Origin of the sequence: Rhodococcus tukisamuensis NBRC 100609 (assembly GCF_001894985.1) — a bacterium.
In the GTDB taxonomy this organism is placed as follows: domain Bacteria; phylum Actinomycetota; class Actinomycetes; order Mycobacteriales; family Mycobacteriaceae; genus Rhodococcus_G; species Rhodococcus_G tukisamuensis.
The window spans coordinates 17,025-40,919 of sequence record NZ_BCXG01000013.1 but is presented as its reverse complement, the minus strand read 5'-3'; the positions used below and the strand labels follow the sequence as shown (position 1 = coordinate 40,919).

Below are 23,895 nucleotides of genomic sequence, written 5' to 3'. Positions count from 1 at the left end.
GCGCACCTGTCGGCGGCACCTCTTCCACCGATTTCCGGCCGACCGCACCGTGGTCGGCCGTCGTCGACGGCTGCCGCCGTCACACCCATCGGAAGGCGACCTCTGTGAAGCTCTACTACAGCCCGGACTACGTCGGTTCGTCCTACTCCTTCGACACCACCCGCAAGTCGCAGTGGATCGCCGACTCGCTGCTGCGCTCGCCGATCGCCGGGGTCGAGCTGACCCGGCCCCGCGTGCTGAGCGTGGACCAGTTCGCTCAGGTTCACGACCCGGCCTACGTCGATGCGGTCGTGACCGGCGAGCCGCGTCAACTGGCGGAGGGGCAGGGGTTCGACTGGGACGCAGGCCTTTTCCCCATGGTGCAGGCGTCCAACGGGGGAGCGGTGGAGGCGGCGATCGCGGCCCTGCGGGAGGGCGTGGCGGGGTCGCTGTCGTCCGGTTTGCACCACGCCCGGTACGGGTCGGGGAGTGGCTTCTGCACCTTCAACGGCCTGGCGTTGGCGAGCAAGGCCGCACTGGCCGCCGGGGCCGGCAATGTGCTGATTGTCGACCTGGATGCCCACTGCGGCGGCGGCACGGCCTCGTTGATCGCCGACGAGGCCAGGATCTGGCAGGTCGACGTGTCGGTGAGCATGTTCGACATGTACGCAGGCACCGACCGCGCGAAGCTGGCCGAGGTCACCGATGCCGACCGCTACCTGTCCGAGATCGGTCAGGCGCTGAGCCGGATCGAGCGCCTCGGTCCGCGTTTCGACCTGGTTCTCTACAACGCGGGCATGGACCCGTACGAGGGCTGCGCCGTCGGCGGCCTGGACGGCATCACGGCCGAGATCCTGGCCGAGCGGGAGCGTTTCGTCTTCGAGTGGTGCCGCACCCGTGGCATAGCGGCTGCCTTCGTCCTGGCCGGCGGCTACATCGGTGAGCGTCTGGACGCCGAGACGCTCGTCGACCTGCACCGGTCGACGATCGCCGCCGCGGCCGAAAGTGTTGCCCGCCAGTCCCGCTGATCCCGACCCGAGGAGTGAAGTGATGACCGACAACCACAGTGGCCACGTCTTCGTCGAGGGCAGGGAGGTGACCGCGAACCTGGAGGCGGGCGCGAACTCCCTCGTCGCAGCTTTCAAGTCGATCGACGACACCCGGGTGCGCATCGAAGCGGAGACGGGCGCCGCGCCCGAACCGAGCGAATGGGCGCGGATGAGGAACATCCAGCGTGAGTACGACCGCGAGCTGCGGCGGACCACGAAGGGGCGCAAGGGAACTCGATCCAGAGCGTCGGCCGTCGCGGTGGCGGCCGCCGCCGAGCGGGTCCGTCAGCGCGCCCATGCGCGTACCCGCAAGGTGCTCGAGCACTCGGAGTCGGCGCGCGGTCACGCAGCCGACGCGGAAACGCTGTTGGCGTCAGGCGGCAACATCCCGGCGTTGCTGGCCGCATTGGCACGTGCGCGGGAGGCCCACCAGGCCGCGGTGCGCGTCATCGAGGTGAACGAGGAGGCGCTGGTGCGGCAGGCCGGGAGGGGGAAGTCCTGATGGTCATCAGCCGCGTTCGGCGACGCGGGGGTGAGGACTGGCTCGCTCGGGGCAGGCATACGTTCAGCCTTTGCCCCGAGCGGGCCTGGCGACGGTGGCAGTCCCTGGCGCGGGGTCGCGGCCGGCGCTGGACGTCGGGCGGCGCTCACCGCGACAGCAGGCCGGATCTGTCGTCACTCCTCGCGACAAGTCACCAGCCGCGGGCCTGCCACTCCGCCAGGTGCGGCCGCTCGGTGCCGAGGGTGGTGTCTTTGCCGTGTCCCGGGTAGACGGTGGTGTCGTCGGGGAAGCGTTCGAAGATCTTGGTCGTGACGTCGCGGTAGAGCCCGTTGAACTCCTCGGGATTTGTTGTCCGTCCAAGACCCCCCGGGAACAGGGAGTCGCCGGCGACCGGCAACTTCTTCGCATGGCAGCCTGGTGGGGCCGTCGACGAACTGTTGTTGTCAGTCACTTGCGGGACTGGGGCTATTCTCTTTCTCTTTCTCAATTTCAAGTTCCAGAAGCTCGTCCACAAGGGGCATTTGGCCTGCGCTAACATTGATGTCATCGACGACGATAGGCGCCCAATCCTCGGGGTTCATTCCGTACTTCTCCGTCAGAAATCGCAAGCGGTATGCCTGCTGGGCCCTCGCGAATGTCTGGTTGACGAAGTATGCGTTCATTCCGCCGTTAATCACGGCACCTGCAATCGGCACGGCCTGTGCCAGCTTCTTGTGTGTCAGCGTTAGGCCAAGCGAGGCGAAGACTCCCTGGATGAGTTTAACTAGCCAATCGCCATTCAACTGCTTCCACGTGGCTTTTCGCATCATCATCTGTGTCAAACGTGACAAGGAGGCCAAGGAAGCCGCCTTCTCCCCAGCACTACTGGCTGAAGAATATGCGAGTACGCCGGCTGCGTAAACCTGCTCCTCGGGCTCGCGAACGTCGTACCCGTAATGTGCTGCAGTGAGGGCGATTATTCGACCCATTCCGACGAGCACGGTCACGATGTCGGCCGATATCGCACCGATTGCAACCGCGGCCGTTGTACCGCCAGTTACAGTCGAGGAAACCATTGCTCCAGTGACGGCGAGTGATGACGCGACACCCTCAGTTACTCCTAGAAAAAGGTAGCCCTCGCGTTTTCGGGGTAGCGACCGATCGCAGTATCGTAAATCGATCCCGCTAATGTCCTCATAGTGAACAATTTCCACTCCCTCCGCCTTAAATGCTTCGATGACATTCGATAGCTTGACGGAGTTGAGACCTCGCTCGACCGTGATGGTATGTATCCCGTTCATTGCCTGGCGAACCGAGGAATCGAAGCCGTCGGTAAGCGTCGAGCCCCCAGGCACCCGTTCAATTGCGCCCTTGGCGCGCTGTGCTCCACGCTTAGCCTTTTGCTTTGCTTCGGCCAAGGTGCGTGAGCGCCACGTTTCGGGTGCCGTTCCGTTGGCCGATTCAACTAGTGAAACCCATGCCTTGAGCTCGTACGGGGACATCAAGTCGATGCCAGATGGCTTGTCAGTCATGGCGGAAGCGTATAGCGGAGGTACGACACGGCGGCTGACATGCCAGGTCTTGGGGCCGAGCTTCGTGACTCGACTTCCTGGCTGGCATGCCCCGGCAGGCGATGAGTCAGGTGTTCGTGGGTTCGACGATGAGGCGAATCAACTAACAGGTGCCGTAGAGACTTGGCTGAGGCGGTCACCAGGCGCGTTTCCGCCACTCCCTCCAGGAAGGGGCGCGCAGGTTCTATGGTGGTGTCCCGCTGGCCGGAGGAGACCACCGCGTCACCTGACAAGCGCTCGGAGTTTCTAGTCTTGAGGTCCCGGGTCCGTCGAACTCTTCGGGATTTCTGTCCACCAAGGACCAAATGGGGAACAGTGGGCCACTCATAGCTTCCAACTACCAGTAACTACGGTGCGGAGCGACAGTCTCGGTGTTTCCGCGCATGATGAACCGGGTGCGTGCAAGGGTGGAGTCGAAATTTGAGACCGCGGGAGGTCGGGGCAGCACATGAGGTATTGGCTCTACAAGTGCAACGTCGAGGGTGGCCCGGCGGGCTATTGGGGAGATTGGTCGGCGGACGTGTTCCGCAAGAAGGGCCCGATTCAGTGGGGCGGTGACTATTCGACACAGTCGGCCGAGGTATCGAAGTACCTCGCAGGAGATGTCGCAGTGGGGGACGTGGTGGTCGCGCACCAAACGAACGACAAAGGCGTGGTCGGCTTCTGTGCGGTCACCAAGCTCACCGGGAAGGCCGGCGCTCGCAAGCTGTACCTGCAACCCATCCACCGTCTTGCTCAGCCATTTCGCGTGCACGACAACAAAGTCGGGACGGTGCTCGAGTGCTCGGTCGCGGTGAACGGACCGGTCATGCTTCGTGAGTTGTATGCCAACGAGATGAAGGCCCTCGTGAACCTCAGCGGTGCTCCACAACGTGTCCTTCGTGGCAAACCTGCCGCGAGCGGATGGACGCCTGTCGCAGTCGCATAGCGGGTCGCGTGGCCCCGGCTATACATGTCACAACTCGGCCAGCTACGGCGCACCGACCGGTCGGATCCAGTTGGTGATCTGCATTCCGCGATCGACGAGAGCGGCCCACGGATTTTTGGGGGTGCCGTAGCCCAGTCCGTTCCAGTCACCGTCCTGGGTTTCGTACCAGGTTGCTTCGCGCGTGAACGCCGAACGCGATACTCGGCCGTCCCCATCGGTGGTCTCGATGATCCAGCCGGACATGTCCCCGGCCGTGGGGTCGATGACGATGTATCTCACACCGTCGACGTCCGAGCAGTACGTTGCGGGAAGGTCGCTTGGCCGTTGCCCGACGTCGGTCATCTTCACTCCTGCGGTGTGTGGTGTTCGGCTGGGGAGCAACTGAGTCACCAGCCGCGCTCCTGCCACTCCGCGAGGAAGGGCCGCTCGGCGCCGAGCGTGGTGTCCTTGCCGTGACCCGGGTACACCGCGGTGTCGTCGGGGAAGCGTTCGAACAGCTTGGTGGTCACGTCGCGCAGCAGGGACGCGAACTGTTCCGGGTCGGCGGTCTTGCCGACGCCGCCCGGGAACAGGGAGTCGCCGGTGAACAGGTGCACCTGCCCGGACGCGGGGTCGGTCAGCGCGAGCGCAATGGAGCCCGGGGTGTGGCCGGCCAGGTGGATGACCTCCAACGTGAGCCGGCCCACCTCGACGAGGTCGCCGTCGGTGACCGTGCGGTCCGGGGTGACCGGCAGCTTCTCGGCGTCGAGCGGGTGCGCGAGCGTCGGCACACCGGTGAGCTTGACCACGTCCGCGAGTGCCAGCCAGTGGTCGGGGTGCTGGTGGGTGGTGACAATCGACGCCAACGTCGGCGCGCCGGCCTCCAGCAGCAGCGCCAGCCGGTCTGCCTCGTTCGCCGCGTCGATGAGCAGGGACTTGCCCGTCTCGGAGCACACCACCAGGTAGGAGTTGTTGTCCATCGGGCCGACCGAGATCTTGGTGATCGTGGCGCCGGCAATGGTGCGGCGTTGCGGGGCGGACCCCTGCTTCAGCTCGCCGGTGTAGTGGTCGTCGATTGTCATCTGCTGCCCGTCCATTACTGGGACGCTACCGTCGAATGAGGGCTCGTGACGGGTTGGACGCAGTCGTGTCCACCGATCGTGTCGGAGCCCCGACATACCATGTGCTGCGTCCGGGGACGTTTCCCCGAGAACAGCCGAGAAGGGACAATCAGTGGCGGACCGCCTGATCGTGCGCGGAGCGCGTGAGCACAACCTGCGGGGCATCGACATCGATCTGCCGCGGGACAGCCTCATCGTCTTCACCGGGTTGTCCGGTTCAGGAAAGTCCTCGCTTGCGTTCGACACCATCTTCGCCGAGGGCCAGCGCCGCTACGTCGAGTCCCTCTCGGCCTACGCGCGCCAGTTCCTCGGCCAGATGGACAAGCCCGACGTCGACTTCATCGAGGGACTCTCGCCCGCGGTGTCCATCGACCAGAAGTCGACCAACCGCAATCCGCGCTCGACCGTCGGCACCATCACCGAGGTGTACGACTACCTGCGTCTGCTCTACGCCCGCGCCGGCACGCCGCACTGCCCGGTCTGCGGGGAGCAGATCGCGAAGCAGAGCCCGCAGCAGATCGTCGACCAGGTCCTCGCGATGGAGGAGGGCACCCGCTTCCAGGTGCTCGCGCCGGTGGTGCGCACCCGCAAGGGCGAGTTCGTCGACCTGTTCGAGCAGCTCAACTCCCAGGGCTACGCCCGGGTGCGGGTGGACGGGGTGGTCCACCAGCTCACCGACCCCCCGACGCTGAAGAAGCAGGAGAAGCACGACATCGAGGTCGTGATCGACCGGCTGACGGTGAAGGCGAGTTCGAAGCAGCGCCTCACCGACTCGGTGGAGACCGCGCTGCGGCTCGCCGACGGCATCGTGGTCCTCGACTTCGTCGACCGGGAGGAGTCCGCGGCCGACCGGGAGCGCCGCTTCTCCGAGTCGCTGGCCTGCCCCAACGGGCACGCCCTGTCCATCGACGACCTCGAGCCGCGGGCGTTCTCGTTCAACTCGCCGTACGGCGCCTGCCCGGAGTGCACCGGACTCGGGATCCGCAAGGAGGTCGACCCCGACCTGGTGGTGCCGGACCCAGAGCTGAGCCTCGCGGACGGCGCCATCGCCCCCTGGTCGATGGGGCAGACCGCCGAGTACTTCGGCCGCCTCCTCTCGGGCCTCGCCGACATCATGGGCTTCGACATGGCGACGCCCTGGCAGAAGCTGCCGGCCAAGGTGCGCAAGGCGGTGCTCGAGGGCAGCGCCGACCAGGTCCACGTCAAGTACAAGAACCGGTACGGGCGCACCCGCTCCTACTACGCCGAGTTCGAGGGCGTCATGCCGTTCCTGCACCGTCGGCTCGAGCAGACCGAGTCGGAGCAGATGAAGGAACGCTACGACGGGTACATGCGCGACGTGCCCTGCCCGGCCTGCAACGGCGCCCGCCTGCGCCCCGAGATCCTCTCGGTGACGATCTCGGCCGGCACCCACGGCAAGAAGTCCATCGCCGAGGTGGCAGAGCTGTCCATCGCGGACTGCGCCCGGTTCCTGAACAGCCTGACCCTCGGCAGCCGCGAGGAGGCGATCGCTGGTCAGGTGCTCAAGGAGGTGCAGGCCCGGCTCGGCTTCCTGCTCGACGTCGGCCTCGAGTACCTCTCGCTCTCCCGGGCGGCCGGCACGCTCTCCGGCGGCGAGGCGCAGCGGATCCGGCTGGCCACCCAGATCGGGTCCGGCCTCGTCGGCGTCCTGTACGTGCTCGACGAGCCGTCCATCGGGCTGCACCAGCGCGACAACCGGCGGCTCATCGAGACGCTGACCAGGCTGCGCGACCTGGGCAACACCCTCATCGTCGTCGAGCACGACGAGGACACCATCCGTACCTCCGACTGGGTGGTGGACATCGGTCCGCTCGCCGGTGAGCACGGCGGCAAGGTCGTCCACAGCGGCCCCTACCAGGAACTGCTCACCTGCGAGGAGTCCCTGACGGGGGCCTACCTGTCCGGCCGCGCGTCGATTCCCGCCCCGGCGGTTCGCCGGACGGTGGACAAAAAGCGTCAGGTCACCGTGGTCGGGGCCAAGGAGAACAACCTCGCCGGCATCGACGTGAGCTTCCCGCTGGGTGTGCTCACCTCGGTCACCGGTGTGTCCGGTTCCGGCAAGTCCACGCTGGTCAACGACATCCTTGCGACGGTGATGGCGAACAAGCTGAACGGGGCGCGTCAGGTGCCCGGCCGGCACACCCGGATCAACGGGCTCGACCAGCTCGACAAGCTGGTGCAGGTGGACCAGTCGCCGATCGGTCGCACGCCGCGGTCCAACGCCGCCACGTACACCGGGGTGTTCGACAAGATCCGCACCCTGTTCGCGGCGACGACCGAGGCCAAGGTGCGCGGCTACCAGCCGGGACGGTTCTCGTTCAACGTCAAGGGCGGCCGGTGCGAGGCCTGCTCCGGCGACGGCACCCTCAAGATCGAGATGAACTTCCTGCCCGACGTGTACGTCCCGTGCGAGGTGTGCCACGGCGCCCGTTACAACCGGGAGACCCTCGAGGTGCACTACAAGGGCAAGACCATCGCCGAGGTGCTGGACATGTCGATCGAGGAGGCCGCAGGCTTCTTCGAGGCGATCACCTCCATCCACCGCTACCTCAAGACGCTGGTCGAGGTGGGCCTCGGCTACGTGCGACTGGGCCAGCCGGCGCCGACGCTGTCAGGCGGCGAGGCTCAGCGCGTCAAGCTGGCGGCGGAGCTGCAGAAGCGGTCGACGGGCCGGACGGTCTACGTGCTCGACGAGCCGACGACGGGTCTGCACTTCGAGGACATCCGCAAGCTGCTCGGTGTGGTCAACGGGCTGGTGGACAAGGGCAACACGGTGATCGTGATCGAGCACAACCTCGACGTCATCAAGACCTCGGACTGGATCATCGACATGGGCCCGGAGGGCGGGTCCGGTGGCGGCACCGTCGTCGCGGAGGGCACGCCGGAGGTGATTGCGGCCGTGCCGGAGAGCTACACCGGTCGGTTCCTGCGTGAGGCGCTGGCACAGTCAGTCGCCGAACCGAAGGCGGTCGTCGGTGGGGCGGCCAAGCGCAAGCGGGCGCCTCGTAAGGCCGCCGCTGCCGTCTGACGTGAGGCGGGTGTGCCGGGTGGTGGCATCCGGACAGGCCCGACGGCCGCACGCTGCGACGGCAGCGCAAAGGAGGGCCGGGTCGCTGGTGCGACCCGGCCCTCCTCGTTGCTCGCGCTGAGATCAGGCGCCAGTGGTTCCGACGTCGACCAGGTCGCCGGTCGAGGAGCCGCCGCTGAGCAATGCGTTGACGATGTTCGCGAGGCTGCCGAACAGGCTGTCGATGTCGCCGGGTGCAGGCATGTGAATCTCCTTGTGTCGAGTGTTCTGGCAAACCGGGGCCGCGGGCGGCCCCGGCAGGATGTTGATCCCCCGATTGCAGTGCGACCCCCGCCGAGACCGCCCGCCCTTGCTGCATCGCAGGTGGCCGGATCCGGTGTGTTGCCAATCACTGCAGTCGGGACCTTTGTACACGAGCACGCGAGTCGAGCGTCCAGGAATCACGAATTGATCTCGAGCCCGCGAGAGTGATGTGCCTCACATGTCTGCGGGCGGCGGTGTTTCCGGTGCGACAGCTCAGCGAGCAGCCGCGGAATGGATCGCGGCAGCGAGTTCGACGGGGCGCGACCACATCGGCCAGTGGCCGGTCGGCAGGTCGACGTAGTCGGCGGGTAGCTTCGTCAGCTCGGCGGCCATCGGATGACCCGACGCCGCCAACTGCGCGACCGCCTCGGCCGGGAAGCTGCTGCTGATCACCGTGGTGGGAATCCGCAGCCGTGCCGGGTCCGTCAACTGCATGCGATCGCGGGCGGGGCCGGCCGGTTGCGGCACCGCGCGCCGGCGGAACCGGGCCAGCGCGTCGTCGTCGAGGCCCTCGAGACTGTTGCCCTCGGCCTCGAGGCCCGCCCAGTCGGGGAGCGGGATCTCCGTCGTCGACCGGGGGAGGTCGCCGAGTAGCGCATGTCCGTCGGCGACCGGACCGCTGTCGACGTAGACGACCCGGGCGAACAGGCCCGGGTCCAGGTCGGTGGCGGCGTACGCCGCGGCGCAGGCGCCGCTGTGCGCCACCAGGACGGTGGCGTGTTCGTCGGCGGTGGTGTGGGCGGCCGCGACGATCGCCCGGGCGTGGTCGGCGAGGCTGATCGACGAGCGGTCGGTGTCGGGGGAGTCGAGTCCGGGCAGCGTCAGCGCGGTGCAGTCGTCGCCGAGGCGGGTCAGTTCGGCGGCGACGTCGTCCCACGCCCAGGCGCCGAGCCAGAATCCGGGAACCAGAAGAATGTGTACAGGCACGTCTCCAGCCTGCTTCAGGATTCCCGGCGACGCATCTCCAGGGTGGGGTTCGGCCGGTTCAGGGCTGCGACTCCAACGCGCGGGCCGCGGCGACCGACGCCTCGATCAGCGCGCCGAGGGCGGTCTCGTCGACGTCGGCGAGGCGCTTGACGTACAGGCAGCTCTTGCCGAGCTTGTGTTTGCCGAGTCGGTCGAACGTCGCGGCGAACTCGTCGTGGTCGAGCGACAGGTACAGGGTCAGCGCCGCGGCCCGTGGGGAGAATCCGATCAGCGCGGTGTCGCCCTCGTGTCCGCTCGCGTAGCGGTAGTGCCTGCTGCCGAAGCCGATGATGCTCGAGCCCCACAGCACCGGCGGCTCGCCGGTGGCGGCTTGCATCATCTCGACCAGCCGCTCGCTGTCCGTGCGCTTGGCCGGGTCGGTGAGCGCGCCGAGGAACTCGTCGACGCTGGCATCGGTCGGGCCGGTCTTGGTCGCCATCCGGTCAGTATGGCCGGACACGTGGAGTACGGCACCCGGGCCGCGGCGGTCGGGCCGCCGCGGCCACGGGACGGTTCCGGGTCAGTTGACCGGGCCGGTGTACTTCTCGCCCGGGCCCTTGCCCGGCTCGTCCGGGTGCGACGACGCCTCGCGGAAGGCGCGCTGCAGGGCCTGCAACCCCTCGCGGATCGGGCCGGCATGCGGGCCCAGGTACTCCACCGACGCGGTGACCAGGCCGGCGAGTGCGGTGATCACCCGGCGGGCCTCGTCCAGGTCGAGGTGGTCGCTCTCGTCGGGGTTGGGGTCGCCGAGCCCGAGCTTCTCTGCGGCGGAACTCATCAACATCACTGCGGCGCGGCTGATGACCTCGACCGCCGGAACGTCGGCGAGCTCTCGAACGTCGTCCGTGTGGGCATCCTCTGTCATGCCTGCTAGACTTCCATACACGACCGCCCCCGACGATGTTGGGGGCAGCAAGTGGAGTCCGACTCCCACCGCTTCTCGGCGCATCAAAACCGCTGGTAAACGGTCCCGGTCGCCGGTTCTGGAGATGCACGGACGAGCACTAGATGCTCCGAAGTCATCCGAGGACCGGCTCCCTCTTTGTTGAGGGGATGTGTCGCGACGTGGTCGCGGCGACATTGTATCGGTCGGCATCGGACCCCGCATGGTGATCATCCACCGTCGCGGGGTTCTTTTGTTGGGGAAACGGGCTACGGGCTGCCGGCGGTCAGGACGACCTGCCGCTCAACCTAGGAGGCCCCATCAGCACTGAGACCCGCATCAACGATCGCATCCGCGTACCCGAGGTCCGACTCGTCGGACCAGGCGGTGAGCAGGTCGGGATCGTGCGTGTTGAAGATGCACTCCGCTTGGCGCTCGAAGCCGATCTCGACCTCGTCGAGGTGGCGCCGGACGCCCGCCCGCCGGTGTGCAAGATCATGGACTACGGCAAGTTCAAGTACGAGAACGCGCAGAAGGCGCGCGAATCGCGCAAGAACCAGCAGCTGACCGTGATCAAGGAGCAGAAGCTCCGGCCGAAGATCGACGCCCACGACTACGAGACCAAGAAGCGCAACGTCGTTCGCTTCCTCGAGGCCGGGTCCAAGGTCAAGGTCACGATCATGTTCCGCGGACGTGAGCAGTCCCGCCCCGAACTGGGATTCCGTCTGCTGCAGCGCCTGGGTGCGGATGTCGCCGATCTCGGCTTCGTCGAGACCTCTGCCAAGCAGGACGGCCGCAACATGACGATGGTCCTCGCCCCGCACAAGGGCGCGAAGACCCGCGTCAAGGCTCAGGAGAGCGCGCAGGCCCCCGCGGTCGTCGTCCCGAGGCCCGCCTCGGCACCGGCCCCGGCTGCGCCGGCACCGGCACCGGCGCCTGCGGAGCCCACCCCGGCACCGACCGAGGGCTCTGCCCCGGAGACGCCGGCAAGCTAGCCGTCACCGGCCACCAGATCAGCACGACCGTACGCAGTATCGAAGAACACAGAACTGAGGACTCCATGCCCAAGATGAAGAGCCACAGCGGCACCTCGAAGCGATTCAAGGTGTCCGGCAGCGGGAAGATCCTGCGCCAGAAGGCCGGCCGTCGCCACCTGCTCGAGCACAAGGCCAGCAAGGTGACCCGTCGCCTCGACGGTGTTGCGGTTGTCGCCAAGGCGGACGTTCCCCGCATCAAGCGCCTGCTCGGCATCTGATCGTTGACCTGCACTATTTGACCAACCAGGGGCGCGCGTCGCGCCCCGAGATCGACAGGATTTCCCAGTGGCACGCGTAAAGAGGGCGGTCAACGCCCAGAAGAAGCGTCGTTCAATTCTCGAGGCCTCCAAGGGCTACCGTGGACAGCGCTCGCGCCTCTACACCAAGGCCAAGGAGCAGCAGCTCCACTCGCTCGCCTACGCGTACCGGGACCGCCGCGCGCGCAAGGGTGACTTCCGCAAGCTGTGGATCACGCGTATCAACGCTGCCGCCCGCGCGAACGACATGACCTACAACCGCTTCATCCAGGGCCTGGGCGCCGCGGGTGTCGAGGTCGACCGCAAGATCCTCGCCGAGCTGGCCGTCTCCGACGCCGAGGCGTTTGCCGGCCTGGTGGCCATCGCGAAGGCCGCACTGCCGGCCGACGTGAACGCCCCTGCCGGGGACGCAGCCTGAGCAAGTTGTTCCAGGAACGACCCGTGGACCCGTTCACCGAGCGGACGCCACGGGTCGTTTCTGCTGTCAAGCTGCTGCGCGGTGCCGAGCGCAGGAAGACCGGCCGGTTCCTCGCCGAGGGGTCCAACTCGGTGACCGAGGCGCTGGCCACCGGGCGGGTCCAGGAGCTGTTCGCCACCGAGGACGCGGCGAGCCGGTACGGCGACCTGTTGGCCGCCGCGGAGGCCGCGGGCGTCCGCACCTCGCCGATCACCGAGCGCGCGGCCCGCGCGCTCAGCGACACCGTCACGCCGCCCGGGCTGGTCGCGGTGTGCGGGCTGCTCGACGTGCCGCTGGAAGTCGCCCTCGGGCCGAGTCCGCGGCTGCTGGCCGTGCCGGTGGCGGTGTCGGAGCCGGGCAACGCGGGCACCGTAATCCGGGTCGCGGACGCGGTCGGGGCGGATGCCGCGATCCTGGCCGGCGACAGCGTCGACCCGCACAACGGCAAGTGCGTGCGGTCGTCGGCGGGCAGCGTGTTCCACCTGCCGGTCGCCCGCGAGCGGGACGTGGACCTCGTGCTCGAACGGGTGGCAGCGGCCGGGGTGCAGATCCTGGCGACCGCCGCCGACGGCGAGGTGGACCTCGACGAGGCGGACGAATTGTTGGCCCGACCGACCGCGTGGCTGTTCGGCAACGAGGCGCACGGGCTCGACCCGGCGATCGCGGCCCGCGCGGACCACCGCGTCCGGATCCCCATCCGTGGCCGCGCCGAGAGCCTCAACCTGGCCACCGCCGCCGCCATCTGCCTGTACGCCAGCGCCCGGGTGCAGCACCGACCTGTCGGGCCCGCAACCTAGGATCGTTGCAACCCGCGACGCACTGACCATCGACGAGGAGATTCACAAGCCGTGGCAAAGAACGAGCCCGACAGTTCAGCGTCCATCGACGCCGACGCACTCACCGAGGCGGCGCTCGACGCGTCCGCCGCGCAGGCGGAGCAGGGGTTCGCCGCGGCCGCGGATCTCGATGCCCTGGCCAAGGCCAAGATCGAGTTCCTCGGCGACAAGGCGCCGCTCTCGCTGGTCCGGCGGGCGCTCGGTGCGCTGCCCGGCAAGGAGAAGGCCGACGCGGGCAAGCGCGTCAACGCCGCCCGTACCCGCGCCACGGCCGCGTACGACGCGCGCCGCGAGGTGCTGCTGGCCGAGCGTGACGCCGCCGTCCTCGTCGCGGAGGCGATCGACGTGACGCTGCCGGCCGGTCGCCGGCCGGTGGGTGCCCGGCACCCGATCACGATCATCTCCGAGCAGGTCTCGGACGTGTTCGTCGCGATGGGCTGGGAGGTGGCGGAGGGTCCCGAGGTCGAGACCGAGCACTTCAACTTCGACGCGCTGAACTTCCTGCCGGACCACCCGGCCCGCACCATGCAGGACACCTTCCACGTCGCGCCCGAGGGCTCGCGTCAGGTGCTGCGCACCCACACCTCCCCGGTGCAGGTCCGCACGATGCTCTCGCGCGAGGTGCCGATCTACGTGGTGTGCCCGGGGCGGACGTTCCGGACCGACGAACTCGACGCCACACACACCCCGGTCTTCTCCCAGGTGGAGGGCCTGGCCGTGGACAAGGGTCTGACCATGGCGCACCTGCGGGGCACCCTCGACGCCTTCGCGCGGGCCCTGTTCGGGCCCGAGACCCGGACGCGGATGCGGCCCAACTACTTCCCGTTCACCGAGCCGTCCGCCGAGGTGGACGTGTGGTTCCCCGGCAAGAAGGGCGGCGCCGGCTGGGTGGAGTGGGGCGGCTGCGGCATGGTCAACCCGAAGGTGCTGCGCGCCAGCGGAATCGACCCCGACGAGTACTCGGGCTTCGCGTTCGGCATGGGCCTCGAGCGCACCCTGCAGTTCCGCAACGGCATCCCGGACATGCGCGACATCGTCGAGGGCGACGTGCGATTCACGCTGCCCTTCGGTGTCCAGGCCTGATCGACGAGAACGAGAGAGCTGAGTAGACGTGCGAGTAGCGCAATCGTGGCTGACCGAGATCCTGCAGCGGGCGACCCCGGGCTGGGAGGTGACGCCCGAGGAGTTGGACGCCGGCTTCGTCCGCGTCGGCCTCGAGGTCGAGGAGGTCGACGTCCTGCACAAGGTGCCCGGGCCGCTGGTGGTCGGCCGGGTCACCTCGATCACCGAACTCACCGAGTTCAAGAAGCCGATCCGGATGTGCCAGGTGGACGTCGGCGAGGCCGAGGACCGCGGAATCGTCTGCGGCGCCCGTAACTTCGCCGAGGGCGACCTGATCGTCGCGGCCCTGCCCGGCGCCGTGCTGCCCGGCGACTTCAAGATCGCCGCTCGCAAGACGTACGGCCAGGTGTCGGACGGCATGATCTGCTCGGTCGCCGAGCTGGGCATCGGCAAGGACCACTCCGGCATCCTGGTGCTCGAGCCCGGGACCGCGGAGCCCGGCACCGACGCCAACGAGCTGCTCGGCCTCGGTGACACGATCATCGAACTGAACATCACCCCGGACCGCGGCTACTGCTTCTCGCTGCGCGGGCTGACCCGCGAGCTGGCCTGCGGCTTCGACCTGGAGTTCGCGGACCCGGCGGTGCTGGCGCCGCGCGAGGCGTCGGGCGAGGCCTGGCCGCTGCGGGTGGAGCCGGAGTCCGGTTCGCCGCGCTTCGCGCTGCGCCGCGTCACCGGTGTGAACCCGTCGGCCGTCACCCCGTGGTGGATGCAGCGCCGACTGCTGCTTTCCGGTGTCCGGCCGATCTCCCCGGCCGTCGACGTCACCAACTACGTGATGCTCGAGCTGGGCCACCCGCTGCACGCCTTCGACGCCGCCAAGCTCGACGGCACGCTCGTGGTCCGCCGGGCCGAGGCGGACGAGAAGCTGACCACCCTCGACGGCGTGGAGCGGACGCTCGACGCGGAGGACGTGGTGATCTGCGACGACACCGGGGCGATCTCGCTGGCCGGCGTCATGGGCGGCGCCAGCACCGAGGTCGGCGCGGACACCACCGACGTGCTGCTCGAGGCCGCGATCTGGAGCCCGCTCGCGGTGTTCAAGACCTCCCGCCGGCACAAGCTGATCAGCGAGGCCAGCAAGCGCTACGAGCGTGTGGTGGATCCCGCGCTCTCGGCCGCCGCACTGGACCGGGCCGCCGGGCTGCTCGCCGAGATCGCGGGCGGCCAGGTCGAGCCGGTGCTCACCGACGTCGGCGCGGTGCCGGCGGCGGACGCCATCCGGATGGACATCGACCTGCCCGACCGGGTCGCGGGCGTCGCGTACCCGAACGGGACCGCCGCGCGCCGCCTCACCCAGGTCGGCTGCGGCGTGGACGTGGCCGTCAGCGACGCGGGCCACGGCCAGCTCGTAGTGAGCCCGCCCTCCTGGCGTCCGGACCTCACCGGCCCCGCGGACCTGGTCGAGGAGGTGCTGCGACTCGAGGGGCTCGAGCAGATCCCGTCGGTGCTGCCCGCGGCCCCGGCCGGCCGCGGACTGACCGCCGAGCAGCGTCGCCGCCGCGCGGTCGGCAAGGCGCTCGCCTTCGACGGCTACGCCGAGGTGCTGCCGACGGTGTTCCTGCCCACCGGGGTGTTCGACACCTGGGGTCTGGACGCCGACGACCCGCGCCGCAACACCAGCCGGGTGCTCAACCCGCTCGAGTCGGACCGCCCCGAGCTGGCCAGCACGCTGCTGCCGGGGCTGCTGGAGATCTTGTCCCGCAACACTTCCCGTGGTCAGCGCGACCTCGCGCTGTTCGGCATCGCGCAGGTGGTCCAGCCCGGTCCGGACACCAAGCCGGTCGCGGTGCTGCCGGTGGACCGTCGGCCCACCGACGACGAGATCGCGGATCTGCTGCGGTCGCTGCCGGCCCAGCCTGTGCACGTGGCTGCGGTGCTGACCGGGCACCGCGACCCGAGCGGACCGTGGGGCCCGGGCCGCGTTGCCGACGCCACCGACGCATTCGCGGCCGCGGAGACGATCGCGGCCACCGCCGGTGTGGTGCTCGAGCGGCGCGCCGCCCAGTACCTGCCGTGGCATCCGGGCCGGTGCGCCGAGCTGTTGGTCGACGGGGTGGTGGTCGGTCACGCCGGCGAGCTGCACCCGGCGGTGCTCGAGCGGGCCGGGCTGCCGGCGCGGACCTGCGCCGTGGAGTTGAACCTCACCGCGCTGCCGATCGTCGAGGTGCTGCCCGCGCCGCGGGTCTCGCCGTTCCCGGCGGTGCTGCAGGACGTGGCAGTGGTGGTCGAGACCTCGGTGCCCGCGGCCGCCGTGGAGTCTGCGCTGCGCGCCGGCGGCGGCGAGCTGCTCGAGGACGTCCGCCTCTTCGACGTGTTCGAGGGCGAACAGGTCGGCGCGGGCCGCAAGTCGCTGGCGTTCGCGCTGCGGGTGCGGGCCACCGATCGCACCCTCACCGAGGACGAGGCCAGCGCGGTCCGCGACGCCGCGGTCGCCGCGGCCTCCGCAGCGGTGGGTGCCCAGCTGCGGGCCTGAAACGGACGGTCGGCGGGCGAGCACGGGGGAGCAGGAGACCCCGCGCTCGCCCGCCGATCTCGTGACGGGGGCCTGCGCCGCCGCGCCCCGGCCCGCGGCGGTGAGATCGCGCTCGCGGTGACCTGAGGCTCGCGGGGCTCGCGGTGACATGAGCTCGCAGAGCTCGCGGCGGCATAGGGTTGGGGAACCCACGGACGAGGAGTGTGGCGTGATGAGCGAATCCCCGAAGGACCCCGCAGCAGAACCAATGCCGGTGCTCGACGCGGAGGTCGTGCCTGACCCGTCGCCGGCGACGGAGACGCCCGAGCCCACGGCGTCCGAGGCCGCGGCATCCGACGCTCCGCCGCCCGCAACCCCGACCGCCGCCCCGATCGCGGTGCCCGCGTCCGACTACACCGACGCCGGGGTGCCGACCTTCGACGCCGTGCGCGAGAAGATCGAGTCGATCGCCGGCCGTGCGATGGGCGCGCGGGAGCTCGACGCGGACACCCCGGCGGGCCGCAGCCTCGACGAACAGTGGGAAGACCGGCAGAAGGCGGCGCGCAGCAGGCTGGACGAGATCCGCAAGTCGATGGACAGCTGACCCCTACCCGGCGACGTCACCACACAGAATCGGCGCGAACAGCAGTGTGGGGAGATGTTTTCGAGGAATTTCACTCATCGGACCCAGGTGCAGGTCGACCTGTCGGGCCGCCGCGTCCTTGGCCATCGGAGCGAGCGAGCGAGACGGGTGCGGGTTGGGGAGCCGACGCGCCGGGACTCCCGGACGTCGCGGTCGGAGGCGAGGACGAGGTGGACTCTGTGCTCGGCGAACTGGCGCAGCCGGCGAGAACCGCCACGCGGTGAACACCGCCCTGCGCCGTCGCGCGGGGCGTAGCGTGAGCCATCAGTCCACTCCGAGAGGTGCTGTGATGGAAATACTTGTCGCGTTCGCTTACGCCGTCGTGGTCGTCACGATCGCGGTGGTGCTGATCGGCGTCACGATGCTCTTCATCGTGTCGATCAACGAGAACTTCGGGCAGCGCAAGCCGAAGGATTCCTTCGCCGACCTCGATCGCCGGTCCGGCCGGTCCGGCTGACGGGAGAGCCCGCCGGCCGGACCGCTCGGCTCAGTGCCGGTCGAGAATCGTCGCGAAGTCGGTGCCGGCGGGCAGGCTGCCGTACTCGAGGTCGCGCTCGGGTCCGAGGCGGGCGGCGAGGAAGGCTTCTGCGACCGCGGTCGGGGCGGTGCGCAGGAGCAGGGAACCCTGCAGGCCCAGCGCCATCGAGGCGGCGACGGCCCGCGCCCGCAGCTGCGCCTGGGCGGGGGCCAGGGTCGACAGTTCGGCGAGCGAGCGTCGCATCGCGTCGTGGTGGGCGTCGAAGATCGTCGACGCGCCGCGGGCCAGCGCGAGCTCGGCGTCGAACGCCTGCACCGACTCCGGCTCGCGGGTCATGGCGCGCAGCACGTCGAGCGCGATGACGTTGCCCGAGCCCTCCCACACGGCCATCACCGGCTGCTCGCGGTAGCGCCGCGCCAGCGGGAACGCCTCGGTGTAGCCGTTGCCGCCGAGGCACTCGAGTGCCTCGTAGGCGTGGTGCGGACCCCTCTTGCAGATCCAGTACTTGCTGACCGCGGTGGCCAGGCGGCGGAACGCCTTCTCGGACTCCGACGCGTCGTCGTCGTGGGCGCGGGCCAGCCGCAGCGAGGTGGCCGTCGCCGCCTCCGACTCCAGCGCCAGGTCCGCGGCGACCGCGGTCATCGCCGGCTGGTCGATCAGGGTCGCGCCGAACGCGGCCCGGTTGCGGACGTGCCAGAGCGCCTCGGCCACGGCCTGACGCATGCCGGCGGTGGAGCCGTACACGCAGTCCAGTCGGGTGCGGGCCACCATCTCGATGATGGTGCGCACGCCGCGGCCGGGCTCGCCGACCAGGTGGCCGACGGTGCCGTCGAGCTCGATCTCGGACGAGGCGTTGGACTTGTTGCCGAGCTTGTCCTTGAGCCGCTGGATCCGGAACACGTTGCGGGTGCCGTTTTCGAGCACCCGGGGCACCAGGAAGCAGGAGAGCCCCTCGGCGCCGTCCTGCACGGTCTGGGCCAGGATCAGGAAGCCGTCGGACATCGGCGCCGAGCAGAACCACTTGTGGCCGTTGAGTACGTAGTCACGCCCGCCGATCGAGGTCGCGGTGGTGGTGTTGGCGCGCACGTCCGAGCCGCCCTGCTTCTCGGTCATCGCCATGCCGAACAGCACACCGGGCTTGTCGCCGGGGGCGCGCAGTGCGCCGTCGTAGCCGCGTGCGTACAGCCGGGGCAGCCACACCTGCGCGAGTTCGGGCTGCAGTTCGAGCGCCGGCACCACCGAGTGGGTCATCGAGACCGGGCAGGAGTGTCCGGGCTCGATCTGGGCGAACATCATGAACGTCGCGGCGCGGGCCACGTTGGCGCCTGCGCGGGGCTCGGCCCAGGCGCTGGTGTGTGCGCCGTGCTCGACGGCGGCCGAGATGATGCGGTGGTACGCGGGGTGGTACTCGACCTCGTCGATGCGGTTGCCGTGCTTGTCGTGGCTGTGCAGGCGCGGGATCTCCGTGTTGGCGAGTTCCGCGTCGTGGATGAAGCTCTCGGTCCCGACCAGCGCCCCGACGTCGGTGAGGTGCGACTGCGCCCAGTCCGCGTCGTACCGGCGCACGCCCTCGACGAGCGGGATGTTCGAGGTGTACTCGTTGACGTCCACACGCGGCGGCGCCTGGTTGAAGACCTCGTGGGTGTGGTGTCCCTGCGCTACGACGTTGGTCATGGTGCGTCCCTTCGGGATTCGGTGGCGGGGTGGATCGGGCGGGGTGGCAGGGAGGGTGTGACCGGTGGTCAGCGGGAGGCCGGCTCGGCGCCGACCGCGCGCAGGCAGAGCTCGAGGATGGCGTCGACGATGTCGGCGTCGGAGGACGACTCCGTCGCCTCGACCGGCACCGGGGACAGTCGGCCGGCGAGCGACTCGCTGATGGCGCCGATCAGGGCGGCGGCGGCGATGTCGACGTGCTGCGCCGGGAACTCCCCGGCGGCGATGCCGTCGTGCAGGATCGCCGTGGTCACCTCGACGTAGGAGCGGCGGTAGATCAGGCGTTCCTCGTCGACCCGCGGGTCGACCGGTTCGAACAGCAGCGACCAGGCCATCTGTCGGCCACGGATGGCGCGCCAGGCGAAGGTGCGGACGACGGCCTGCAGTCGGTCGGTCGCGCTCTCGCACGCCTCGACGGCCTTGCGGACCTCGGCCAGTTCCTGGTCGGCGCCGCGTCGGAACACGGCGGCCAGCAGGTCGGCGCGACCGGCGAAGTGGGAGTACACCGACCCGACACTCATGCCGCAGGCATCGGCGATGACCTTGACCGGTGCGGCGGCGAACCCGCCGGCGGCAATCAGCTTCTCGGAGGTGGCCAGCAGCAGCTCCCGGCGCTGTGCCTGCGCGGCCCGGGTCTTGTCCGTCGCTCGGTACGCCATCAGACACCACCTTTCCCGAAACTCTGAATCATGGTTCAATCCTTACCAGAGCTGACTGTAGAACGAATCGGCGCACACGGCAATCCCCGACCCGGAGACACTCCGGGACGTCCCAAGGAGAATTCATGAACCTGACGACGATGCTCGAGAGCACCTGCCGGAAATTCCCCGACAAGGAAGCGGTGGTGTACGGGGACGAGCGCATCACCTACCGGGAACTGCTGGCCGCCTCCCGGCGCGCCGCCGAGGTGTTCCGGGCCCGCGGCGTCGGCCGCGGCGACCGTGTCGCGGTGATGACCTTCAACACGCCCGGATTTGTGATCGCCGCGTTCGGCGCCTGGCGGGCCGGCGCGGCGGTCGTGCCGGTCAACCACAAGCTCGCGCCGCCGGAGGTCGAGTACCTGCTGCGGCACAGCGGGGCGACGGTGGGCGTCGCCTCGGCCGAGCTGCGACCGGTGGTGGAAGCCGGTGCGCCGCAGGTTGACTGGCTGTTCACCGAGGGTGGGCCGGACGCCGAACGGGACTTCGACTCGCTCGTCGACGTCGCCGACGAGTGGGACGGCGTCGACCTGGACGAGACCGACATCGCCCAGGTGCTCTACACATCGGGGACCACCAGTGCCCCCAAGGGCTGCCTGCACACCCATCGCTCGATCACCACCGTCGCGCCGTACATCGCGACCACCCTCGGACTCGACCGCGACGAGCGGGTGCTGATCGCGATGCCGATCTGGCACGCGGCCCCGCTCAACGTCTGGTTCGTCCCGACCATGTTCCTCGGCGGCACGGTCGTCCTGATGCGCGAGTACGCGCCGCTGCCCTTCCTCGAGATCATCGGTGCCGAGAAGATCACCGCCTTCTTCGGCGCCCCGATCGCCTACCTGGCGCCGCTGCAGGTGGCCCGGGCGGCCGGCATCGACCTGTCCGCCTACGACTTCTCGACCATGCGGCGGTGGACCTACGGCGGCGCCCCGATCGGCGCCGAGGTCGCCCGGCAGCTGCAGCAGGCGTACCGGTCCGAGGACTTCTACCAGGTGTACGGCATGAGCGAGATGGGGCCGACCGGCACCGCGCTGTACCCGCACGAGCAGATCGCGAAGGCCGGGTCGATCGGGCGCGGCGGCATGCCCGGCGTCGACTTGCGGGTGGTCCGCGCCGACGGCGGCGACGCCGGGCCGGGGGAGACCGGCGAGATCTGGCTCAGCGGGGACACCCGGATGGTCGGGTACCTGAACAACGACGAGGCCACCGCGGAGGTGTTCGAGGGTCGCTGGTACCGGACCGGCGACGTCGCCCGACTGGACGAGGACGGCTACCTGTACATCGTCGACCGCACCAAGGACATCATCATCACCGGCGGTGAGAACGTCTACTCGCAGGAGGTGGAGGAGGCAATCCGGCCGCGTGCGGACGTTCTCGACGTGGCAGTGATCGGCCGGCCGCACCGCGAGTGGGGCGAGACCGTGGTCGCCGTCGTGGTGCCGGCGCCGGGCTGCGAGCTCGAACTCGAGGAACTGCGCGAGTACCTGTCCGGCAAGCTCGCCCGCTACAAGGTCCCGCGCGAGCTGGTGCTGGTGGAGTCGTTGCCGCGCAACCCCTCCGGCAAGCTGACCAAGCACGTGGTGCGTGAGAGCGTGTTCGGCGACTGACGCCCGCCGCTGGGGGCGGGGTCCAATATCTGTTGCCAGTAAGAAAGCAGGGCGCCGCCGCGGTGCAGAGCCCGCGAACGACCGTGCCGCCTGGACCGGGGGCGCTGCGGGTGATAGACAGTATGTGGTTGAGACAACAGCCTGCGTGCCTGCCCCTTGTGCGGCGGTCGTGGACTGTTCGAGGTTCCGGCAGGCATTCCCCTTTTTGCCGCGGAGGTTCCAGCTGTGTCTTCCTTCCTTGCATCCGCCTTCTGTCCTGGCTTCGGTGTGCGCATGTGCCGGTTGCCGCACGTCGGTGACCGGGGCACGGTGCTGCTCACGCTGTCCGGCGAGTTGGACGAAAACTCTCTGTGCGACTTCGAGGCGGCGCTGCGCGGTGGCCCGGACGAGTGGCCGGCAGCGGTGATCGTGAACCTGCGTGGGTTGACGTTCCTCAGTGTCGGTGGCCTGTGGCTGCTGACGGCGGTGAACGCGGACCGGCGTGGCATCGAGATCAGTGTGGTGGCACCACCTCGTGGTGTGCGGCGTGGTCTCGCAGTCGCCGGATTGACCGAGCAGATGCCAATCTTCGACACCGTCGAGGAGGCGATCGTGTGGCACGAGCGTTCGCGAGCGGGTGTTTCTGGCGGTGTGACCGGAGCCGCGGCGCCCCGACGAATCCCAGCACGGAGGGAACAGGCATCTTGATGACGCACACAGCAAGCATTCCGACCCGATCCCCGGACTCCGACGATGCCGAGAAGGTGGCGGCGCTCACTGCGGTAGTGGCGGAGATCGACCGTCGACTGGCTCGAACGGGGGACGAGGAACCCGACCGTCAGACGGTGCTTCGCGACCGGGACCGCGCCACGTTGTATCTCGCTGCTACGCGCGCCGGCCGAGCGGAACTGATCCCGGAAGCTCTCTACCGGGCTCTCCTTGCCCGCAATTCGTCCACTACGTCGACTCCGGAGACGGTCGTCACCGTACGCGAACGACGGCTCGCGGCACCACATCCCGATCGGCCGTCGTATCAGGTACCGGATCGCGGCGGATACTGTCACACCACGGTGGTGACGGTAGGTGGTGATCTCGAGTCCTCGACCCTGCCCGAGTTCCGTCGGGTGCTCGACCATGCACTGTCCACCAGCTACCACGGTGTGGTGGTAGACCTCGCGGCGACGACGTTCGTCAGCATCGCGGTTACACGCGAGTTGGCCGCCGCGACGCGGCGGGCCGACCGCAACCGGCTCGATCTGCGTCTGGTCACCGGTTCTCCCCGCCTCGGGCTCATGCTGACCACCACCGGCACGCTCCCGCTGTCCCGCTGCTACGACTCATTGCCCTCGGCGTTGGGGGGCTAGCCCCGACATTGTCGGACGTGCTGCCGAGTCGACAGCACCCGACTTGCAGGAGCGTGGGCTACGGTGACAACGACACTTGACGACGCGCCTCGTCCGCGCGTGGCGAGGAGGGTCTGATGGAGAACGCCCCGGTGTCGGTGCCAGACAATCCTGCGACGGTGTTCGCCGCGTTGGCGGAGATCGTCTACCGCGGGTCCAGCGAAGGCGAGGTGTACGAGGCGATCTGTGCCGCCGCGACCTCACTGGTGTCCGGATGTGACCATGCCAGCCTGATGCTCCGAAACGGGGGCACCTATGTCACGGTCGCGGCCAGCGACGAGATCGCCCGCCGGGTCGACGACCTGGAAAGGGCCGTGGGCGAGGGGCCCTGCCTGGATGCCATCGAGAACGAGGCCGCTCAGTTGGACCCGGATCTGACCACCGCGCCGCAGTGGCCGCGATTGGCGGCCCGGGTGGTCGCGGCGACCTCGGTTCGAGGGGCGATGGGGTTCCGGTTGCGCGTCGACGACCGCAAGGTCGGTGCGCTGAATCTGTTCACCGACACTGCGGGGGTCTTCACCGACACCGCCGCCGAGCAGGCGGCGATCCTGGCGGCGTTCGCCGCAGTCACTGTGTCCGCGGTCATCGGAGGCAGCGAGGCGAGCACCCTGCGTGCCGGGCTGACCAGCAACCGGGAGATCGGCAAGGCCGTCGGTCTGCTGATGGCCCTGCACCGCATCTCCGACGACGCAGCCTTCGACCTGCTGCGGCGTACCTCGCAGCAGATGAACGTCAAGATCGCCGACCTGGCCCGCCGGGTGATCGACCAACATCACGACGCCACCTGATCGGGGGAGTGCGGAACGCCTCGATGTGGCCGTTCCTGCCGAGGCGCTCGACGCCCCGTCGCGGTGGTGCGGACCGCGCCCACAGATTCAGTTCCTCGACCGCAGTCGCC

General features: G+C 69.0%; 24 protein-coding genes and 1 pseudogene. 16 read left to right on the top strand and 9 right to left on the bottom strand.

Features of this window, described 5'->3' with window-relative positions; all coding sequences use genetic code 11:
- Positions 1-104: 104 nt before the first annotated feature.
- Together RT2_RS14995 and RT2_RS14990 are read left to right on the top strand one after the other, a co-directional pair.
- On the top strand, positions 105-1,007 hold the full coding sequence (locus tag RT2_RS14995) for an arginase family protein (protein ID WP_072845596.1): 903 nt from the start codon (positions 105-107) through the stop codon (positions 1,005-1,007).
- A gap of 22 nt (positions 1,008-1,029) precedes the next feature.
- Positions 1,030-1,530, top strand: a complete 501-nt coding sequence (locus RT2_RS14990) for a hypothetical protein (RefSeq protein ID WP_072845595.1) — start codon at positions 1,030-1,032, stop codon at positions 1,528-1,530.
- Positions 1,531-1,720: 190 nt separating this feature from the next.
- On the opposite strand, the pseudogene RT2_RS14985 reads toward RT2_RS14990, so the two are convergent.
- Both RT2_RS14985 and RT2_RS25110 read right to left on the bottom strand, forming a co-directional pair.
- A pseudogene (locus RT2_RS14985) lies at positions 1,721-1,915 on the bottom strand (MBL fold metallo-hydrolase); the annotation flags it as partial.
- Between the two features lie 58 nt (positions 1,916-1,973).
- Entirely contained in the window at positions 1,974-3,041 is a 1,068-nt protein-coding gene (locus tag RT2_RS25110) for an EcsC family protein (protein ID WP_083577398.1), read from the bottom strand.
- 487 nt (positions 3,042-3,528) lie between these two features.
- Between RT2_RS25110 and RT2_RS14975 the strand changes: the two genes are divergently transcribed.
- Positions 3,529-4,008, top strand: coding sequence for a hypothetical protein (locus RT2_RS14975; protein ID WP_139191227.1), 480 nt, complete (start codon positions 3,529-3,531; stop codon positions 4,006-4,008).
- Positions 4,009-4,050: 42 nt separating this feature from the next.
- Here RT2_RS14975 and RT2_RS14970 read toward each other — a convergent pair whose 3' ends face one another.
- A complete protein-coding gene (locus tag RT2_RS14970; protein ID WP_139191228.1) occupies positions 4,051-4,350 on the bottom strand; it encodes a hypothetical protein in 300 nt (99 codons plus the stop codon).
- Between the two features lie 44 nt (positions 4,351-4,394).
- A complete protein-coding gene (locus RT2_RS14965) occupies positions 4,395-5,084 on the bottom strand; it encodes an MBL fold metallo-hydrolase (protein WP_072845591.1) in 690 nt (229 codons plus the stop codon).
- A gap of 136 nt (positions 5,085-5,220) precedes the next feature.
- Between RT2_RS14965 and uvrA the strand changes: the two genes are divergently transcribed.
- Positions 5,221-8,157, top strand: a complete 2,937-nt coding sequence (gene uvrA, locus RT2_RS14960) for an excinuclease ABC subunit UvrA (RefSeq protein ID WP_072845590.1) — start codon at positions 5,221-5,223, stop codon at positions 8,155-8,157.
- A gap of 516 nt (positions 8,158-8,673) precedes the next feature.
- Here the strand turns inward: uvrA and RT2_RS14955 are convergent.
- The 3 genes from RT2_RS14955 to RT2_RS14945 form a co-directional block, all read right to left on the bottom strand.
- Positions 8,674-9,387 (bottom strand): alpha/beta fold hydrolase, encoded by a 714-nt coding sequence (locus RT2_RS14955; RefSeq protein WP_072845589.1) that lies wholly within the window; start codon positions 9,385-9,387, stop codon positions 8,674-8,676.
- Positions 9,388-9,445: 58 nt separating this feature from the next.
- Positions 9,446-9,865 carry a DUF1801 domain-containing protein gene (locus tag RT2_RS14950; RefSeq protein ID WP_072845588.1) on the bottom strand — a complete coding sequence of 140 codons (420 nt, stop codon included), beginning with the start codon at positions 9,863-9,865 and terminating at the stop codon, positions 9,446-9,448.
- Between the two features lie 81 nt (positions 9,866-9,946).
- Positions 9,947-10,291, bottom strand: coding sequence for a DUF1844 domain-containing protein (locus tag RT2_RS14945; RefSeq protein WP_072845587.1), 345 nt, complete (start codon positions 10,289-10,291; stop codon positions 9,947-9,949).
- Positions 10,292-10,605: 314 nt separating this feature from the next.
- Between RT2_RS14945 and infC the strand changes: the two genes are divergently transcribed.
- The 8 genes from infC (at position 10,606) to RT2_RS25925 (ending at position 17,573) form a co-directional block, all read left to right on the top strand.
- Positions 10,606-11,304: a translation initiation factor IF-3 gene (gene infC, locus RT2_RS14940; protein ID WP_072845586.1), complete on the top strand. Its 699-nt coding sequence runs from the start codon at positions 10,606-10,608 to the stop codon at positions 11,302-11,304.
- A gap of 65 nt (positions 11,305-11,369) precedes the next feature.
- Positions 11,370-11,564: a 50S ribosomal protein L35 gene (rpmI, locus tag RT2_RS14935; protein WP_072845585.1), complete on the top strand. Its 195-nt coding sequence runs from the start codon at positions 11,370-11,372 to the stop codon at positions 11,562-11,564.
- 67 nt (positions 11,565-11,631) lie between these two features.
- A complete protein-coding gene (gene rplT, locus RT2_RS14930; protein ID WP_072845584.1) occupies positions 11,632-12,021 on the top strand; it encodes a 50S ribosomal protein L20 in 390 nt (129 codons plus the stop codon).
- A 23-nt stretch (positions 12,022-12,044) separates the two neighbouring features.
- On the top strand, positions 12,045-12,857 hold the full coding sequence (locus RT2_RS14925) for a TrmH family RNA methyltransferase (protein ID WP_072845583.1): 813 nt from the start codon (positions 12,045-12,047) through the stop codon (positions 12,855-12,857).
- A gap of 51 nt (positions 12,858-12,908) precedes the next feature.
- Positions 12,909-13,979: a phenylalanine--tRNA ligase subunit alpha gene (gene pheS, locus RT2_RS14920; protein ID WP_072845582.1), complete on the top strand. Its 1,071-nt coding sequence runs from the start codon at positions 12,909-12,911 to the stop codon at positions 13,977-13,979.
- Positions 13,980-14,007: 28 nt separating this feature from the next.
- Positions 14,008-16,494 (top strand): phenylalanine--tRNA ligase subunit beta, encoded by a 2,487-nt coding sequence (pheT, locus tag RT2_RS14915; RefSeq protein ID WP_072845581.1) that lies wholly within the window; start codon positions 14,008-14,010, stop codon positions 16,492-16,494.
- 211 nt (positions 16,495-16,705) lie between these two features.
- Positions 16,706-17,077, top strand: a complete 372-nt coding sequence (locus RT2_RS14910; RefSeq protein ID WP_072845580.1) for a hypothetical protein — start codon at positions 16,706-16,708, stop codon at positions 17,075-17,077.
- A gap of 328 nt (positions 17,078-17,405) precedes the next feature.
- Entirely contained in the window at positions 17,406-17,573 is a 168-nt protein-coding gene (locus RT2_RS25925; protein WP_169888377.1) for a hypothetical protein, read from the top strand.
- A gap of 30 nt (positions 17,574-17,603) precedes the next feature.
- Here the strand turns inward: RT2_RS25925 and RT2_RS14905 are convergent, their stop codons facing one another.
- Positions 17,604-19,268, bottom strand: coding sequence for an acyl-CoA dehydrogenase family protein (locus RT2_RS14905; protein ID WP_072845579.1), 1,665 nt, complete (start codon positions 19,266-19,268; stop codon positions 17,604-17,606).
- A gap of 68 nt (positions 19,269-19,336) precedes the next feature.
- The gene (locus RT2_RS14900) at positions 19,337-19,966 is read right to left on the bottom strand and encodes a TetR/AcrR family transcriptional regulator (RefSeq protein WP_072845578.1); all 630 of its coding nucleotides are present in this window, start codon (positions 19,964-19,966) and stop codon (positions 19,337-19,339) included.
- A 125-nt stretch (positions 19,967-20,091) separates the two neighbouring features.
- Between RT2_RS14900 and RT2_RS14895 the strand changes: the two genes are divergently transcribed.
- From RT2_RS14895 to RT2_RS14880, 4 genes are all read left to right on the top strand, one after another.
- Complete coding sequence (locus RT2_RS14895; protein WP_072845577.1) at positions 20,092-21,615, top strand: class I adenylate-forming enzyme family protein; 1,524 nt, start codon at positions 20,092-20,094, stop codon at positions 21,613-21,615.
- Positions 21,616-21,924: 309 nt separating this feature from the next.
- Positions 21,925-22,302, top strand: a complete 378-nt coding sequence (locus RT2_RS14890) for an STAS domain-containing protein (protein ID WP_169888373.1) — start codon at positions 21,925-21,927, stop codon at positions 22,300-22,302.
- Positions 22,302-22,958, top strand: a complete 657-nt coding sequence (locus RT2_RS25495) for an STAS domain-containing protein (RefSeq protein ID WP_139191230.1) — start codon at positions 22,302-22,304, stop codon at positions 22,956-22,958. Before RT2_RS14890 ends, RT2_RS25495 begins: the two co-directional genes overlap by 1 nt.
- A 116-nt stretch (positions 22,959-23,074) precedes the next feature.
- Positions 23,075-23,785, top strand: coding sequence for a GAF and ANTAR domain-containing protein (locus RT2_RS14880; RefSeq protein ID WP_072845574.1), 711 nt, complete (start codon positions 23,075-23,077; stop codon positions 23,783-23,785).
- Positions 23,786-23,895 lie beyond the last annotated feature (110 nt).